Origin of the sequence: Burkholderia stagnalis, from assembly GCF_902830275.1 — a bacterium.
In the GTDB taxonomy this organism is placed as follows: Bacteria; Pseudomonadota; Gammaproteobacteria; order Burkholderiales; family Burkholderiaceae; genus Burkholderia; species Burkholderia stagnalis.
The window spans coordinates 23755-39949 of the sequence record NZ_CADESW010000038.1; the positions used below are offsets into that span (position 1 = coordinate 23755).

Annotated in this window: 12 protein-coding genes; 4 read left to right on the forward strand and 8 right to left on the reverse strand. The window is 63.7% G+C overall.

Annotated features, from left to right (window positions below):
• Positions 1 to 6: 6 nt before the first annotated feature.
• Both HWY45_RS35060 and HWY45_RS35065 read right to left on the reverse strand, forming a co-directional pair.
• A complete protein-coding gene (locus HWY45_RS35060; RefSeq protein ID WP_059885849.1) occupies positions 7 to 1923 on the reverse strand; it encodes an SMP-30/gluconolactonase/LRE family protein in 1917 nt (638 codons plus the stop codon).
• Between the two features lie 471 nt (positions 1924 to 2394).
• A complete protein-coding gene (locus HWY45_RS35065) occupies positions 2395 to 3588 on the reverse strand; it encodes a porin (RefSeq protein ID WP_059885847.1) in 1194 nt (397 codons plus the stop codon).
• Positions 3589 to 4147: 559 nt separating this feature from the next.
• Here HWY45_RS35065 and HWY45_RS35070 point away from each other — a divergent pair.
• Genes HWY45_RS35070 through HWY45_RS35080 form a run of 3 tightly spaced genes read left to right on the forward strand, consistent with a single transcriptional unit; the run spans position 4148 to position 6147 of the window.
• Positions 4148 to 4687 (forward strand): GNAT family N-acetyltransferase, encoded by a 540-nt coding sequence (locus HWY45_RS35070; RefSeq protein ID WP_059885845.1) that lies wholly within the window; start codon positions 4148 to 4150, stop codon positions 4685 to 4687.
• A gap of 55 nt (positions 4688 to 4742) precedes the next feature.
• A complete protein-coding gene (locus HWY45_RS35075) occupies positions 4743 to 5477 on the forward strand; it encodes a metallophosphoesterase family protein (RefSeq protein WP_059885843.1) in 735 nt (244 codons plus the stop codon).
• Between the two features lie 58 nt (positions 5478 to 5535).
• Positions 5536 to 6147, forward strand: a complete 612-nt coding sequence (locus HWY45_RS35080) for an alpha/beta fold hydrolase (protein WP_059803738.1) — start codon at positions 5536 to 5538, stop codon at positions 6145 to 6147.
• Between the two features lie 18 nt (positions 6148 to 6165).
• Here HWY45_RS35080 and HWY45_RS35085 read toward each other — a convergent pair whose 3' ends face one another.
• Positions 6166 to 7485, reverse strand: coding sequence for an ATP-binding protein (locus HWY45_RS35085; protein WP_375782258.1), 1320 nt, complete (start codon positions 7483 to 7485; stop codon positions 6166 to 6168).
• Positions 7485 to 8225 (reverse strand): response regulator, encoded by a 741-nt coding sequence (locus HWY45_RS35090; RefSeq protein WP_059563158.1) that lies wholly within the window; start codon positions 8223 to 8225, stop codon positions 7485 to 7487. Before HWY45_RS35090 ends, HWY45_RS35085 begins: the two co-directional genes overlap by 1 nt.
• A 226-nt stretch (positions 8226 to 8451) precedes the next feature.
• Between HWY45_RS35090 and HWY45_RS35095 the strand changes: the two genes are divergently transcribed.
• A complete protein-coding gene (locus HWY45_RS35095) occupies positions 8452 to 9048 on the forward strand; it encodes a thioredoxin family protein (protein ID WP_059885839.1) in 597 nt (198 codons plus the stop codon).
• 231 nt (positions 9049 to 9279) lie between these two features.
• Here HWY45_RS35095 and HWY45_RS35100 read toward each other — a convergent pair whose 3' ends face one another.
• The 4 genes from HWY45_RS35100 to HWY45_RS35115 form a co-directional block, all read right to left on the reverse strand.
• Positions 9280 to 9858 (reverse strand): hypothetical protein, encoded by a 579-nt coding sequence (locus HWY45_RS35100; protein ID WP_081072247.1) that lies wholly within the window; start codon positions 9856 to 9858, stop codon positions 9280 to 9282.
• A gap of 9 nt (positions 9859 to 9867) precedes the next feature.
• Positions 9868 to 11628: a ShlB/FhaC/HecB family hemolysin secretion/activation protein gene (locus tag HWY45_RS35105; protein ID WP_060046187.1), complete on the reverse strand. Its 1761-nt coding sequence runs from the start codon at positions 11626 to 11628 to the stop codon at positions 9868 to 9870.
• A 16-nt stretch (positions 11629 to 11644) separates the two neighbouring features.
• On the reverse strand, positions 11645 to 12217 hold the full coding sequence (locus HWY45_RS35110) for an imm11 family protein (protein ID WP_124483521.1): 573 nt from the start codon (positions 12215 to 12217) through the stop codon (positions 11645 to 11647).
• On the reverse strand, positions 12214 to 16195 hold a 3982-nt coding region (locus HWY45_RS35115), incomplete at its 5' end, for a hemagglutinin repeat-containing protein (RefSeq protein WP_176118444.1). The genes HWY45_RS35110 and HWY45_RS35115, both read right to left, overlap by 4 nt.

Sequence of the window (16195 nt, forward strand, 5' to 3'; positions counted from 1 at the left end):
CCTCGGTCACGGCCGCCAGCGGTACACGACGATGCTGGACCCGTTGTAGTTGTCCTTCGTGATCACGTACTCGCCGGTCGAGCGCAGGTACGCGCGGATCCCGTACATCGAGTCCACGTCGTTGCCGACGTCCATCGCAGCCGGGTTCGAATTCGTCAGCGTGGTGACGAGGCTGCCGGTGTTCAGGTCGAACACGTCGATATTCGGCACCGTGTGCACGTACCCGACGAACAGGTAGCGGCCGGCTGCCGCGATCGATTTCGGGTTCGCGCTGGTCAGGTCGATCACCGGGTTCGGCGCGGTCGTATTGCCGGCCTTCCAGCCGTGATAGACCTCGATGTGCCCGTTCATCGCGGTCCAGTCCCAGTTCCCGGCGAGGCCCTGCGCGAGGATCATCGTGTCGCTGTCCGACTGGTAGACGATGCGCGTGGTGGGCGCGACGGTGGCCGGCACCGGCGTCGTCGTGGCCAGGCCCCATGACGGCTTGCCGGTCGCGTCGAAGCCGGTCATCGGGTAGCGGGTGATCGCGTTCGTGCCGTTCAGGCCGGCCCACACGTCGCCGTTGCCGTCGATGCAGAAGCCCGCCGTGACCTGCAGGGTGGTCCGGAACGGCTTGCCCGGCAGCATGCCGGCCGGAATCGCGATGTAGCCGTTTGCCGCGTTGAAGTAGTAGAAGTTGAAGTTGCCGGGGTTCTGCCCGGACGCCACGAGGATCCGGTTGCCGCCCACCGCCACGAGCTGCCCGAAAAACTGGCCGCGCTGGTAGTCCTTGATGTCGAGGCGCGGATCGTTCTTGTAGGTGAACGGATCGATCGTGTTCGCGACGAACGTGCCGCCCGCGGTGCCGGTGTAGATGTTGTTGCCGCTGTAGAAGTACGCGCCGTCCGTCACCGGGTCCGGCGCGCCGATGCCTTCGAAGTTGAGCGCCTGCAGCTTCCATTGCAGCGCGCCGGCCGGGCTGTACGCATGCAGATCGGTGCTGCCGTTGCGCCCGAGATCCCAGCCGCCGCCCCACGCGTTGTTGAGCACGTACAGGTTGCCGGCCGCGTCCTTGCCGATGCCCACGACGCGCGTGAAGCGCTTGTCGCCCACCTGCCCCTTGATCCCCGACGTGGTGTCGAGATAGCCGCCCAGCACGCCGAACGAGCCGACCTGCGCCGGAATGCCGACGATGCTGTAGTGCTTGATGTTCATGTCGGGACCCTGGTCCCCCACCATCAGCAGCCCGGTCGACGCGTCGAAATACAGCGCGGACGGCCGCGCGCCGGCCGGCATCTGGATCGTGTTCAGCAGCGCGCCGGCCGGGCTGTACTGCACGACCACGCCCGCGCTCATCCGCGCGACCCACAGGTTGCCGGCCGCATCGAGCGCGAGCGCGCCGGGGCCCGTTACGCCGATGTCGCGCTGCCAGACGCCGTCGGTCGTGAACACCCGCACGCGATTGCCGTAGAAATCGCTGACGTACAGCAGCGTGCCGGCCGTCGCGAGCCCGGTGATCACGTCGGCGTACTGGACGCCCGTCCACACGCTGACCGGAATCCGCAGGTCGCGGGTGTTCGTCGAGCGGTTGTAGCGCCCCACCGAGCCGCTGCCGAACGTGCGGTTGTAGCCGAGCGCGACGAAGATCGACGATGCGTTGCCGGTGATCGCGCCGCCGTGGAACTCGTCGTGCAGGCCGATCGTGCCGATGCCCTGGCCGTTCTGGTACATCGCGACGCCGCCCGCGTTCTCGTCCCAGCGGGATGCCGTGTAGACCACACCTTCCGGCGCGACCCACATCGATCGCGCGCCGTTGCCGACGTGCGCGGCGATCGTGCCGAACGTGTTCGCAATCCAGTCGGTCGAATATTGCGCATGGGCGGCCGGCGCCAGCATTGCGATCCATGCACCGAGCCATGCCGCGCGAATCAATTTCTTGAACATGAATAATCCGCTCCTGACGGTCGTCCCCGGACAATGTAAATCGCCGGACATGAAACATTGGTGATTGCATTGAATGACGCACCGGCGGCGTGATGCATTGTTCATCACGCGCATTCGGCCGCGCCAGTTTTGTTACGCATTCGCGGCGCGCCTTCGCCCGTTCGGCCGGCGGCGACGCGCTTTCGGCACTTTCTTCCGGTTTGTTCAAGAAATTGCGCGTCATTTTTTCGCATTGACGCGCTTTTCCTGAAATCACCGGAAATTCATTTAATCATTACAGAATGAAATTCGAATGCAAGCAAAAATTAATATTCGGATATTTATAGTCAATTCCGGAATGCGCGGGGGAATGAAATCGCAGGGGAACGGGAGGCGGATCGGCCGTGCCTCCCGGGAGCACGCATTCGCGTCATGTGGCCTCCCTGGAAAGACGCCCAGGCATAGGGGCGACATGCCGGCCGCCGCCTTCCGTCAGAACCGCTGGCGCAGGCCGACGCTGACGATCGTCTGCGAGCGCGTATCGGACGAATGGCTGTTCGCCTTGTCCGACACCGACGCGGTTGCCGCGACCGGACGGCCGAGCGCGTCGAGCGTCATGCCGGACGCATGCTGGTACGCGCCGAGCAGATACACGCTGGTGCGCTTCGACAGGTCGTAGACCGCGCCGAGCGTGACGTTGTGGTACTGCGCGCGATCGTCGATGCCGTCGACGTCGCTGCCGCGCATGTAGCTGTAGCCGGCGAACAGTTGCGTCTGCGTGCGCACCTTCCAGCGCGCGAAGATGCCCGCGACGTTGAAGGTCGCGTGGCCGGAGAAGCGCGACTGGTCGCCGGCGCGGTACTGCACGTTGCTGTAGTTCACGCCGACGAGCGCCGCGCCGAAGTCGAGCGTCGCGCCCGTCGCGATGATCTGCTGCGACTGCGCGCTCGCGTAGCCCTCGTTGATCGACGAATTGAACAGGCCGTCGTCGCTGCCCTGCCACTTGCCGGCCGTCTTGTCGGCCGGGCCGGTCTTGCTGTTGTCCGAGCGCTCGTAGCCGACGCCCACGCGCAGCGGGCCCGCCGCATATGCCGCGCCGACGCTCCACGTATTGCGCTGCTTCATGCTGCCCGGCTGGCCGCCGAAGCCGTACAGCGCGCCGAACGTGAAGCCCGCGTAGTTCGCGCTCGTGTACTTGATCGAGCCGTCGACGCGCGCGGTCTGGTCGAGATCGTCGATGTCGCCCGGGTGCGCGCCAAACCCGCCGATGAACGAAGACGGCCCGACCGGGCTCACGAAGTCGTCGAGCGACGTGTACTGGCGGCCGAGCGTGACCGTGCCGTAGCGATCGCTGCCGACGCCGACGAACGCCTGCCGGCCGAACTGGCGGCCGCCCTGGCCGGACGTGCCGTTGGCGATGTCGAAGCCGTTTTCGAGGACGAACAGCGCACGCAGGCCGCCGCCGAGATCCTCGGTGCCCTTGATGCCCCAGCGGCTGCCGGACAGGTTGCCGGACGTGAGCCCGACGTTCGAATGCCCCGTGTACGCGCCCGGGGTGCCGACGCGCTCGTTGCTGCGATAGGTGATGCCCGCATCGACGATGCCGTACAGCGTGACGGCGCTCTGCGCGGACGCGATGCCGGCGAGCGAAAGCAGCAGCGGCGCTGCGATCAGTTGCTTGTTCATGGTTTTGGCGTCTCCGGGCGTTTGACCCGTTGTTCCAGGGCCTGCTCACGCTAATAACGGGCTTGCGAACGTGCCTTTGCGCCCGCAGGGCAAGCAGAGAGGAGGCGCAATAGCCGTCGCTATTGCAACGACGAACGACGCGGCAATGCGGGCGGAAAGGCACGTTCCCCTGATTTGAAAAAGTCATTTGTGGGGCTGGCCCCCAGAAGGGCCGATCGCTGCGTCATGCGCCTCGCGAATACGTCGCGTATTCGCTTGGTCGCATTCCTTGCGATCGGCCCTTCTGGGGCCAGCGCAAGCCCGTTATTAGCGTGAACAGGCCCTAGCTGGCTTGTTGCGAGTTGAAATGGCCGGCCGCCGGGTTGCGGCGCGGCGCCCCCCGCGCGCTTGGTGAACGCGCGAGACGTCGCGCGGCGGGGATGCCCCCGCTGCGGGGCGTTCATGGTAGTTGGAACCGGTTCCTCGAGTAAGCCGATGCCCCTAAACACTCTTTTTCCAAAAGTGAGATAGTTCGCCGACGCGCCGCTGCGCAATCCAATGCCCCTCGCGAGATCCGACGATGAGAATCGATGCTCCGCCCCGGCCCGGCTATCCGGGCCTGTCGCTTCGCCAGCTCGAACGCGCCGACCTGGACGCGTGGCATGCCTATCTGTCGAACCCGGACGTCGTCCTGCACACGAGCTGGAACCTGCGCTCGCGCGACGGCCTGCTGCCGCTGTTCGACGGAATCGAGTCGACGGCCGCCGATTCGATCCGGCGGCTCGCGATCGTCGACGACAACGCCGGCGGCGCACTGGTCGGGACGATCGGGCTGCATACCGTTTCCAGCGTGAACCGCTCCGCGGAAATCGCCTACGACCTCGCGCCGTCGCACTGGGGGCGCGGCATCGCGAGCGCGGCCTGCGCCGCCGTCACCGAATGGGCGTTCGCCGAATACGGTTTCGTGCGCCTCCAGGGCGCCGTGCTCGACACCAACGCGGCGTCGGCCCGCGTGCTGCAAAAGTGCCGCTATCGCTACGAAGGGCTGCTGCGCGCGTACCGGATGGTGCGCGGCACGCCCGGCAATTTCCAGCTGTATGCGCGGCTGTCGACGGACTGATGCGCGCATCCCGCGAATTCGCGACAATCGCCTCTCCGCCCCCCGCTCCCCGCCCATGAAAATAGCCGCGCTCTCCGACATCCACGGCAACCTGGCCGCCCTCGACGCCGTCCTGGACGACATCCGCCGCCGCGGCGCCGACGTGATCGTCAATCTCGGCGACATCCTGTCCGGCGCGCTCCACCCGCGCGAAACCGCGGACCGCCTGATGCCGCTCGGCCTGCCCACCATCCGGGGCAATCACGAACGGCAGGTGCTCGCAGGCCTGCGCGGCGCAATGGGGCTGTCCGACCGGCACGCGCACGACACGCTGCGCGCCGATCAGCTCGCGTGGCTCGCGAGCCTGCCCACCCGTCTCACGCTGGGCGACGACGTGCTGCTGGTGCACGGCACGCCGGCCAGCGACCTCGAATACTTTCTGGAGACCGTCACCGCGGACGGCTGCCGTGCGGCGACGCACGACGAAGCGAAGCAGCGTGCCGGCGACACGGCGGCGTCGCTGATCCTGTGCGGCCACACGCACGTGCCGCGCGCGCTCGCGCTCGACGACGGCCGCCTGATCGTCAATCCGGGCAGCGTCGGCCTGCAGGCGTATGCGGACGACCTGCCGTTCCCGCACAGGATCGAGACGGGCTCGCCGCACGCGCGCTATGCGATGGCGTCGCGCACGGCGTCCGGCTGGGCCGTCGAGTTCCATGCGATCGAATACGACTGGCAGACGGCGGCGGCCACCGCCGCCGCGCTCGGGCGCGACGACTGGTCCGTCGCGCTGCGCAGCGGGCGGTGCTGAACGGAACGGCCTTACCCGCGCCATCGCCACCACATCCATCAAGGGGAATCCAACCGACATGCCGGTTCCATCACAACTGCTTTTCCTGCCGGGCGCCTCGGGCAGCACCGCGTTCTGGCAGCCGCTGATCGATCATTTGACCCACCCCGCCGAGCGGCGCGTGGTCGCCTATCCGGGCTTCGGCGGCGAACCGGACGATCCCGACGTGCGCGACTTCGACGGCCTCGTGCGGCGCGTGCTGCGCCACCTCGACCGGCCCACGGCCGTGATCGCGCAATCGATGGGCGGCGTGATCGCGCTGCGCGCGGCGCTCGAGCGGCCCGAACAGGTCACGCACCTGGTGCTGACGGTCACGTCCGGCGGGCTCGACATGCAGGGGCTCGGCGCGCAGGACTGGCGGGCCGACTTCGTCAGCGCGAATCCGCATCTTCCGGACTGGTTCGTGTCGTTCAGCGCCGATCTGTCGGGCGAACTGGGCCGGGTCGCGCAACCGGCGCTGCTGCTGTGGGGCGACGCGGATCCGATCAGCCCGGTCGCGGCCGGCAAACGCCTGCTCGAACGGCTGCCCGACGCGCGGCTGCACGTCGTGCCGGGCGGGCGGCACGACCTCGCCGCCGTTCATGCGGCCGCGATTGCGCCGCTCGTCGACGAACATCTGCAACGCGTTTGAGCGGGTCGTGCGTCGCAATCAGCGATCGAGATTGCGCAGCGTCAATCGCGCCTCGAGCCCGCCTTCCGGCCGGTTCGCGAGCGTCAGCGCGCCGCCCATCGCGAGCGCGAGCTGCCGCGCGATCGCGAGGCCGAGCCCGGTGCCGCCCGTGTCGCGGTTGCGCGACGTCTCGATGCGCCGGAACGGTTCGAACACCGCGTCGAGCTGGTCGTCCGGAATGCCGGGGCCGCGGTCCAGCACCGCGATCACCGCGCCGCCGTCCGGCGCGGGCGCCACCTCGATCTCGGCCGCGCCCGAGAACTTCAGCGCGTTGTCGACCAGGTTGCCGACGATGCGGCGCAGCGCCTTCGGCCGCGTGACGAGCGCGAGCGGCGCGCGATGCGCGAGCGTCACGGCCTGCCCCGCATCCGCGTAGTCGCACACGATGCTGTCGAGCATCGCATCGAGATCGGTGCGGCGCGCGGCCTCCTCGGTGCCGTGCAGCGTCTTCGCATAGGCGACGCCCTCCTTCACGAGATGCTCCATCTCGATCAGGTCCTGGCGCAGCTTCGCGCCCTGCGTGTCGTCGTCCATCACGTCGACGCGCAGCCGCATCCGCGTGATCGGCGTCTGCAGGTCGTGCGAGATCGACGCGAGGATCTGCATGCGCTCCGCCATGTACTGCGCGATGCGGTCCTGCATCGCGTTGAACGCGCGCGCCGCGCGGGCGACTTCCGACGGGCCGCCTTCGCTCAGGCGCGCGCCCTTCAGGTCGGGGCCGAGCGCATCGGCGGCCTGCGCGAGCTGCTTCAGCGGCCGCGTCGCGAGCCGCACCGCGAGCCAGCAGCACGCGGCGAGCACCGCGAGCTGCAGCACGAGCACGAGCGGCAGCCAGCCCGACAGCGGCACCGTGGACATCGGATGGATGTCGATCGTCAGCGGCGAGCCGTCGGTCAGGCGCAGATGCACCTGCAGGTGCTCGCGGTCGCCGGGCATCGCGTTCGCGGTGAGCGGGTACGCGCCGCCGATGCCGTCCGAGATCGAGCGCTCGACGCGCGCCGACAGCCGCGCCTGCGGCGGCGTGCCCGTCTCGCCCGGCCCGAGGATGAACTGGTAGCTGCGCCGCGCGAGCCGCGGCAGCCACTCGGCGCGCTCGGCGGGCGGCAGATGGTCGAGCAGCGCGACCGAGCTTGCAACCTCGCGCTCGATGTAGCCCATCATCAGGTTGGTGGTGGCCTGGTCGCGCTCCGTCACCGTGAGCCAGAACGACAGCGTCTGCGCGAGCGCGAGGCCCACGCACAGGATCAGCGCGAGCCGCGCGAACAGCGTGCGCGGCCACTGCCAGCTCATGCGCGGCATCATGGCGTGCCTTCGACGGCGGTCACGGCCGACGAGAACACATAGCCCTCGTTGCGCAGCGTCTTGATGTAGCGCGGTTCGCGCGCGCCGTCGCGCAGGCGCTGGCGCAGGCGGCTCACCAGCAGGTCGATCGAGCGGTCGAACGGGTCGGACTGCCGGCCCTGCGTGAGGTTGAGGAGCTGGTCGCGCGTCAGCACGCGCTGCGGATGGTCGAGGAATACGCGCAGCAGCCGGTATTCGGCGCCGCTCAGCGCGACCAGCGTGCCGTCGGCATCGAGCAGGTGGCGCCCGGTCGTGTCGAGCCGCCATTCGCCGAACGCGAGCAGCGTGGCCGTCTCCGTCACCTGCATGCCGGGCGGCAGCATGCGTGTGCGGCGCAGCACCGAGCGGATCCGCGCGAACAGCTCGCGCACCGCGAACGGCTTCGCGAGATAGTCGTCGGCGCCCATCTCGAGGCCGACGATGCGGTCGGTCTCGTCGCCGCGCGCGGTGAGCATCAGCACCGGCACCGCGCGGAACTTGCCGACGCGCAGCTCGCGGCACAGCACGAGGCCGTCCTCGCCGGGCAGCATCAGGTCGAGCACGATCAGGTCCGGCGCGCCGCTGTCGAGCACGGCCCGCATCTCGCGGCCGTTCGCGGCCAGCGACACGCGCATGCCCTGCTTCTCGAGATAGTCGGCGATCAGTTCCCGGATGCCGCGATCGTCGTCGACGATCAGCACGTGGTCGGTCTTTTCCATGGAGGCCATCATACGCGCGGCGTGTGCCGCCGAAAGGGGTGGAGCGCGGGCGGCGCGCCCGGGCGATGCTGCTTTATACCGCACCTCGCGCACCGGTTTGTATCCCAATGTATCCGGCGCGGACGCAGACACACGACATTGCAAACAGGTGCTCCGGCGCACACATGCCGGATACGTGCGGGCGGCTCAATACGGTCTGTCGAAACCCCGAACCCGGAGAACGCCCATGTTCACCCGCCTCAAGACTGCCGTCGTCATCACCGCCGTCGCCGCCACCGCCGCGCTGGCCGCCTTCGCCGACACGCGCGGCGAAACCGTCCCGCCGATGGTCGAAGCCGGCGCTCAGGCCCCCGAACTAGCCGGCATCGAGCGCTGGCACAACAGCGCGCCGCTGAAGCTGAGCGAGCTGCGCGGCAAGGTCGTGCTGGTCGATTTCTGGACGTATTCGTGCATCAACTGCATTCATACGATTCCGTATGTCAACGAGTGGTATCGGAAGTATCGCGACCAGGGGCTGGTCGTGATCGGCGTGCATACGCCCGAGTATCCGTTCGAGCGGGATGCGCGCAACGTCGCGGATGCGCTCGGGCGGTTCGGGATTCGGTATCCGGTTGCGCAGGACAATCGGTATGACACGTGGAATGCGTATGGGAATCGGTATTGGCCGGCGTTGTATCTGGTCGATGCGAACGGGCGGGTCGTTTATACGCGCTTTGGTGAGGGGCAGTACGAGAAGACGGAGGCGGCGATTCGGGAGGCGCTTGCGCAGGCGGGGAAGACTGCGCGGGTCGCGGCCGTGGAAAGGGCAGCGCAGGCGCGGTAGCGGCTGCCCATGGCGGCCGGGCGGTGCGGCATCGGAACCGCCGGGCCGGGGTTCGAGTCCCGGATTCGGCACCAGACAAAACTAAGGGTTACAGCGCTTTTCGCGCTGTTGCCGGGGCCGAATGATATCGCCGGATCGCTTTCACATGGCCGGACTTGCGTCTAGACCCCCGGCGGGGAATCGAGACGAGACCAACCTTGGCTCACTATCACTTGCCCGTTCGCCGGTTGATCATCCAGCAGGACTCTCGACAATATCGGTACATTCCCGAGCGGCACGCACCGTGACAGGTTCGGTTCCGACATGATCACCAGTGACAATAAGCCTGCGAACGTTCAACCGAAGATAGCCGGAAGAACGAACGGCAAAGGCTTCGTAGTCTTTGCCTGCTTGCGGCACGAACGAGCCAGCAGCATGTTCGCGTGGCGTCGAGAACACTACGCCTCCGTTCTGCGAAGTTCCACCGGTATCGAGCGTAATCGTCAATGGCTCGTTGGCCTTGGTCACGTATTCGTCGTAGTAGCGGTAGGCATCCTCCGGGACCGGCATGCCGATTGTCGTGTTGGCGAGATTCAGCATACGTGGCTTTGCGACCCACATGCCGCGATTCGCGAAACTAAGAGCGTGTTTCTTCGGTTCGCACGATGTGTTGAAGTAAAAATGGGTATCGGTGCCGAAGTAGACGCGAATGCGTGCGTCGTTGGCCGGATCGTAGGCAACGCCCTGCGCGTTGTGCGATGCGCAGCCCGCGAAGAAGACGCAAAGGCCAAATACCGATAGTGCGTTTCGGATGAGTGACGGATTCCCCATACGGCGATCTTAGAATTGCGACGTGAGTTGAAATCCCACCGTGACGCGTGCGGTTGGGAAGCCGGACGGCTTGTAGACCGGTGTGCCGGCGAACAAGTCGTACCCGTATGCGCCGAAGCGCGTGCTGATACTACCCTTGACGCCGAGCACTGCACCTGCAAGCTGCGTACCAACGAGTGCGACTGGCTGCGGTCCCCATACACGACCGTAGTCCAGCCCGGCGTAGATCGCCTGACCCGTTTGGCCGATCGGCATTTGCAGCTCGTTGCGCCAGTAGAGTCCACGCGCCGCCGCCAACATCGTTTCGCCGTCGAAGCCTCGCACCGTATATCGGCTGCCGATGGTCAAGTCATCGATGTAATACAGCGTATTGCCCGTGTATTGACCATGAACGCTCGTCACGTAACGGAACGGCTGCTTTGCAATCGCGAACGGCACCGACAGATTCGCATCCAGCACCGCCATTCTGTAGCGGTAGGTCGGGCCGCCACCCGCCGCGAGTATGTCGTCCTGCGCGCCGAGTCCGCCGACGCCCTGACGATAGGCGAGCGTGCCGTCGAACTGCGCACCGTCGAAGTAGTGACGGTCGGTCAGGCCGAGTTCGATCACCGTGTTGTTGCGGCGCTGCTGCGTGATTTCCGTGTCTTCGATGAAGCTTTCGCCGAAGCGGCGCGACAGGCGGAGGTACCCGCCGAACACGTCGTTCTGACTGCGCAGCAGCACGCGGGACAGCTTGAAATCCAGCGTCTTTGAATTGCCGCTTGCGACGAACGTCTGGTTCACGCCGGCGATTTGCTGATAGTAGGTGTTCGTGTACGCGGCAATCGTGGCGGTCCAGTAGCCCCACGGAATCGAATAGAAGCCGTTCCAGCCGTGCGAGCCGAGACGCTTGTCGCCAAGTTCGAGGTCTTGACTGACGCCGACGTTGAACACGTCGTTCAAGCCGAGCGGGTTATCGATGCCGATCGACAGATTGCCCTGAAGTTTGCCTGTCGCGCGTGTGCCCGAATTGTCGATCGATGCGACGACTGTCCACGGCTTGCTGCGCTTTACGTCCAGTACTACATCGCTTTCGCCCGGTAAGTCAGCGGGGACGATTTGCATCGACACGTCCTGACTGCTGACGCGCTTCATTTGCTCCAGACCTTGCTCGAGGTCGCGCAGGTTCAGCACTTCGCCGTCACCGGTCGGGAACGCGGTTTTCCACGTGCCGCGCAATTTCTCGTCGGAAAAGCGCACGTGTCGGATGACGCCGGGAATCAAAGCAAGTTTCAGCGTACCGGTCGTCAAGTCCTGTTCCGGCAGCAGTACGCGCGTCGTGATGTAGCCGCGTGCCAAGATTTCCCGAGACAAGCCTTTAACGATCGTATCGATGCCTTGCTTGCCGACACACTGACCAGCGTAGTGCACGAGCCATTCGCGCGCGAAGGCGAAGCGATCCATCGGCAGAGCGGATGCGCCTGCTGATTTCGCGGCGTCGGGTAACGAATCAGGTACATCGAGCGCGAAGCGATCGATACGGAAACACGGCTGTTCGGTCGGCAGCGGCGGATACGTTTCCGCGCGCGGCACTTCTGAGAGCACGGAAGGGGCGCGCAACGCCGCGTCACGCTGTTGCGCGTCGCGTTGCTGCTGCGCTTGTCGATCCTGTTCCGCGTTCGCGCGTGCAGCGGCGGCTTGGTCGGCAGGCGTGGGGGCCTGCTGCGCGTGTACCCCGAGCGACACGAAGGCTGTGAGCGGCAGCGCCGCCAGTCGTTTTGTAATTATCATCGGCTACAAAGGCCCATTATTGATCATGCACGACAGGCTTAAAGCGAATACCTGTTACCCCGAATTGCTCAAGGCATTCCTTAACCATCTCCGAACAAATGAGTGCAATATTCCAGCCTTTAACGCGAAATAAATGATGCCCTTTTGCGCGCGCCGGATCAATACGAAGCAGCGATATTCTGTAGTCACCAACCCGCTCCGGACGACCATCTTCAATAGTCCATCGCGTGAAATAAGAGTTCTCTTCGTCTACGCAATCGACAATATCAAGAACGTTCAGCACTTCATATTTCTCAGGGCACCCATCGATGAAAATAGGAATTCCCTGAATAGTAGTTGGGTCTAATATTTCCCGGAGATGGCTCATTATCTCCGCGCTTACAATATACTCCGCAAACCCACTGTGATTGAAGTTCGCCGGCTCACCAACTTGACGGACTTTAACCGTGAGCGGGCGAGGGTCGAGCCAAGACTGTCCTTTGCAAAAAGTGCCCGGTAGCACCTCACCTTCCGGCGTCGCTGGCTGCCCCAGATACCAACGCGTCGAATCGTCGTCGTTCAACCCAATCTCGAAAAATTGCGGCTTCATTTCTTTGTCACCAATTTGTTGAGTGGTGTTCCGGGCGTCTTGATTTCATTCCCAATCGCATTTAACTCATTTCGCAATGCATTTGCATATTCCGGTGTTTTCGGTTGCAGGCCAAACACCGAGTCCGTTAGCCGATTGTAAACGGCATCATGATATGCCTGAGGATGCGGTCCAACGTGATTGTCCACCAGCACCTTGTTTGCCTGATCTTGGAGCGACATATCCGCGCCGTCAAACAGCTGCTGAAAACGCGGCGTCCACGGGCCACCGTTCGATGTGCTGACGCAGTTTTTGTCCGTACAGATGTGATGAAGCTGAGCTGTCAGCACCGACGTAACAAGATCGGCCAGAGGCGCCCACTGATCCGGCAGGATGGCCGTCGTCAAGTCGTGAAGCGTTTTCGCCAACCCCTCCGGACTAGACAATTTACCATCCGGCGTGGCAGAACCAAGGTCCGTCGTCGGGTCAACGATAGCGGCGTCATCCTTGGTTCGCTGTTCACCGGTATAGCCGCGCATACCCTTGGGAACATACGACGACCCGGTCACAGTTCGGCCGATCACCTGAGGGGCCAGTTGATTATTCTCGACTTCGATCTGTGCCGCGCCCGTGGCCGTTGCGGCATTCTGCCCTGACAGGGCGGCGACGCCAGCAACTAGACTCGTCACCAGATTCTCGCGTTGGTTACGTTCGCTCGCAGTCATCTGGTCGGTTGGCGCCATCAGCGAACCAAGAACAGAACTGGCTGCTGCGCCCATCGAACCGGCACCGCAGCTCTGACTACTCGCCGCCGCACCGGCACAGCCGACGATAGCATGCAGGGCTGCGCGTGCCGTTTCTCCGGCCGGCGTGTTGTCTTTGTCCAAGTAGTCGGCAATCTGCTTGACGCCATTCGTTCCCAATTCTTGCAGGTACGCTACCGTGGCGTTTTGCGCGAACCGAGTGACGCCGCCCGTAACGTTGCCACCAGCGGCGATCGACAGTGCGGTCAACACTTGACGATACGTGCCATTCGGCCCCCAATCGGCGTTCAACTGGTCTGCCGTTTGCTGTGCCGCCGCACGTTGCTCCGGCGACAGCGACGGATCTTTTGCAGCAGCTGCTGCTTTATCCGCTTCGTATGCGCGATTCGATATAAACGTTCCGGCTTGATTGACGAATTGGCTAGTGATATCAAAACCGGCCTGCATCTTGTCTTTATCGAAAATAGGTGCGAGCGCGCCGCCCGTATTTGACGTATCTCGATTGACGCTTGCTACCGTTTCGTCAGCAGTCTTGCCCGTCAGTTGCTTTTGCGCAGCGCTATCGGTGATTTTGAGCGTTCCGCCACTGATGCCGCTTCGCGTGATTGAACTTGCATCACCCGACGCGCTGAGAGCGATTGGCGGGTTAGCGCTCCAACCACCTTTCGGCTTCGGCTGATCGGCACCGGCCCCCGATTCAGTATTGCTAGACGATCCGCCCTGATTTCCAAGCGATCCGCTATATCCACCCGAAAGTCCAATCTGCGACCCGTCGTACGACGCGTGATTCTCGATATCGCTTGTCGTCAACGTCGCCGTTGTCAGGCTGTTCACGCCGTCTTGGACGGCTTTGTCGCTGCTGGCGATCACGCCGCCCTTAAGATCGGTATTGCCTTTGACGTTGACTTGATATCCGCCGTCGCCCGCCTTGATACCCGATTGCTCGCCCACGGCAGCATAGTTGCTGTTCATTTTCTGCTGACTGATGTTGCCCGACACGCTGGACGTGCCATAGCAGAACGGCGGGACACACACGCTGATCGACACACCGGCGCTTTGTTGCTTGGAATCGTAGTGACTCGTGTTTTGCAGGCTCTGGACGTTCAGGTTGCCGCCCACATCGGCCACGACTTGCTTACCGGACGCAACCGCACCAATCAGATTGGTATCACCGCCAGAATCCAGCGTCAGTTTGTTCCCTGCCGTAACGTGCGTGTTGGTGTACGTTGTGTCGCTTCCATTGCCGTTGCCTCTATTGCCCGAGACGCCGAGCTGGAACGACAGTCCGTTTTGCTGCCCGACACCGAAGGTCACGCCGATTCCCGCGCTCGATCCGCTGTTCGTACTACGCTGGCTATCCGTGTTCTGGGCGGCCTGAAGGTTGATCTTTCCGTCCGCCTTCAGTAATGCATCGTTGCCGGCGCTAATCGTGCTGCCGAGCACATCGATATTGCTGTTCGCGCCTGCGCCGGTCGCCGTGATCGATATGTTGTGGCCCGCTTCTAACGTACTGCCGACGGCCGTGTTGTGGGATGCCGTCGTACTGCTGTTGCTATGGCTTGTACCAAGCGACACGCTAACGCCGATATTTCCAACGCCGCCGACGTTCGCGACCTCATCGATAGCATTCTTGGCAGCCAGTCCCGTCGTTGCAGCGGCAAGTGCGCCAAGACGAGCATCACCGTTGATGTGACGCGCGTCGTTTTTCATCTGAATACCGGTTTGCACGGCGTTCACAATCGTGCCGCTCAGACCGGCGGTGATACCTGTTTGGCTGAACGACTGTTGTTCGTTTTGTGTCCCGGTATCCTGCGCCGTGTCAAACTTCACAGTCTTGCCGCCGACCTTCAGATCGTTGCCGGCATGCAGCGTACTACCGGTCACATGAACATCATTACCGGACGTAATCGACAGGTTGCCATTCAGTGAGCCGATCATACTGCCGACATTGGTTATGCTCGTAGCCTGCTGCGCATCGGTGGTCTTGCGCACACCGATTGAATACCCTTGCAAACCGCCGTCAAGTTGGTTCAGCGGATTCAGGCCGGACAGGAAACCGTAATCGCGTTTTTCGTAATAGCTCTGTGCGTCCTGCGTGTTCTGCGAAGTCGTAATTCTCACGTTACCCGTCGCGTCGAGCTTTACATCATTCGAGCCGACCACGTTACTGCCTTGGATGGTGAGGTCCTTACCAGCGTGCACCTGAACGGAGTCCCCGGACAGGGTACTGCCGACACCGATATTGGATTGGGTGTTTTGCATCGAATCCGTTGCCGAACCGCTCACGAAGCTACCGCGCCTCGTTTGCACATCGCGGTAGCTGTCGTGCTCTTCGCGACCCTCGTTCATCGTGACATTGCCGCTTGCGTTGATCGTCACGCCGCCGGGCGTCATGCTGTTGGTCCCCGACGTGACGGTCGAACCGGTCAGCACAACATTACCCTTCGTCGGATCGGTGGTGTTCGCTGCTGCAAGCGACGCATCGTGTCCGGCCGAGAACGTCGTACCGATCACGGTCTGGTCGTAGGTGTGGTCGACCTCCTTACGCGCACGAGCATCGACCGCAACGTTGTTCAGTTTGTGTTCGTCCGTAACGGTCGTTGCCGTCAGGTTGCCAAGTGCAACAACTGACAAATCCTTACCAGCCGAAACCGATGCGCCCTTGAACGTTGCATCATTTCCGCTCAGCAGCGTCAGATTGCCGTCCGCATTGATACCGCTCGTCACGTTCGTCGTCTTCGATTCTTCCCAATGATGCTGACCATTCAGATACATCGATTGGTTCGTCGCGGACTGAACCGTATCAACGTTGATATCGCGGCCCGCCGTCACCAGCGCATCGCCGCCAGCCGACAGATTCGCGCCATGAAGCGCGAGGTCGCGACCGGCCTGAACCGACAGGTCGCCCATTGCCGCAATCGTGCCTTGCCGGCCGATCAAGCTTGTACTGACCTTGCTTACGCCCGATGCGCCGGTCGCGCCCACGGCATCGACCAGCGTCGTGTTGACGATATCGCGACCGGCGCTGACGGCAACCCGATTGCCGGTAATCATCCCCGACGAGTTCACCACATCGTTGCTGGCCGATACGACCGTCGTGCCGTTCGTCGCGCTGCTCGAAATCGTGCCACCGCGGTTCAGGATATCGGTCGCGGTGAGCACCGTCTTCGATCCGCCCTTGATGACGCCCGTATTCGTCGCGGTGCCGACCGTATGGATTTCCACATCGTCGGCC

Coding starts and splice junctions, on each gene's coding strand:
- HWY45_RS35105 (WP_060046187.1), bottom strand. CDS start 11,628: ATGATAATTACAAAACGACTGGCGGCGCTGCCGCTCACAGCCTTCGTG.
- HWY45_RS35100 (WP_081072247.1), bottom strand. CDS start 9,858: ATGGGGAATCCGTCACTCATCCGAAACGCACTATCGGTATTTGGCCTT.
- HWY45_RS35060 (WP_059885849.1), bottom strand. CDS start 1,923: ATGTTCAAGAAATTGATTCGCGCGGCATGGCTCGGTGCATGGATCGCA.
- HWY45_RS35080 (WP_059803738.1), top strand. CDS start 5,536: ATGCCGGTTCCATCACAACTGCTTTTCCTGCCGGGCGCCTCGGGCAGC.
- HWY45_RS35065 (WP_059885847.1), bottom strand. CDS start 3,588: ATGAACAAGCAACTGATCGCAGCGCCGCTGCTGCTTTCGCTCGCCGGC.
- HWY45_RS35110 (WP_124483521.1), bottom strand. CDS start 12,217: ATGAAGCCGCAATTTTTCGAGATTGGGTTGAACGACGACGATTCGACG.
- HWY45_RS35085 (WP_375782258.1), bottom strand. CDS start 7,485: ATGCCGCGCATGAGCTGGCAGTGGCCGCGCACGCTGTTCGCGCGGCTC.
- HWY45_RS35070 (WP_059885845.1), top strand. CDS start 4,148: ATGAGAATCGATGCTCCGCCCCGGCCCGGCTATCCGGGCCTGTCGCTT.
- HWY45_RS35090 (WP_059563158.1), bottom strand. CDS start 8,225: ATGGAAAAGACCGACCACGTGCTGATCGTCGACGACGATCGCGGCATC.
- HWY45_RS35095 (WP_059885839.1), top strand. CDS start 8,452: ATGTTCACCCGCCTCAAGACTGCCGTCGTCATCACCGCCGTCGCCGCC.
- HWY45_RS35075 (WP_059885843.1), top strand. CDS start 4,743: ATGAAAATAGCCGCGCTCTCCGACATCCACGGCAACCTGGCCGCCCTC.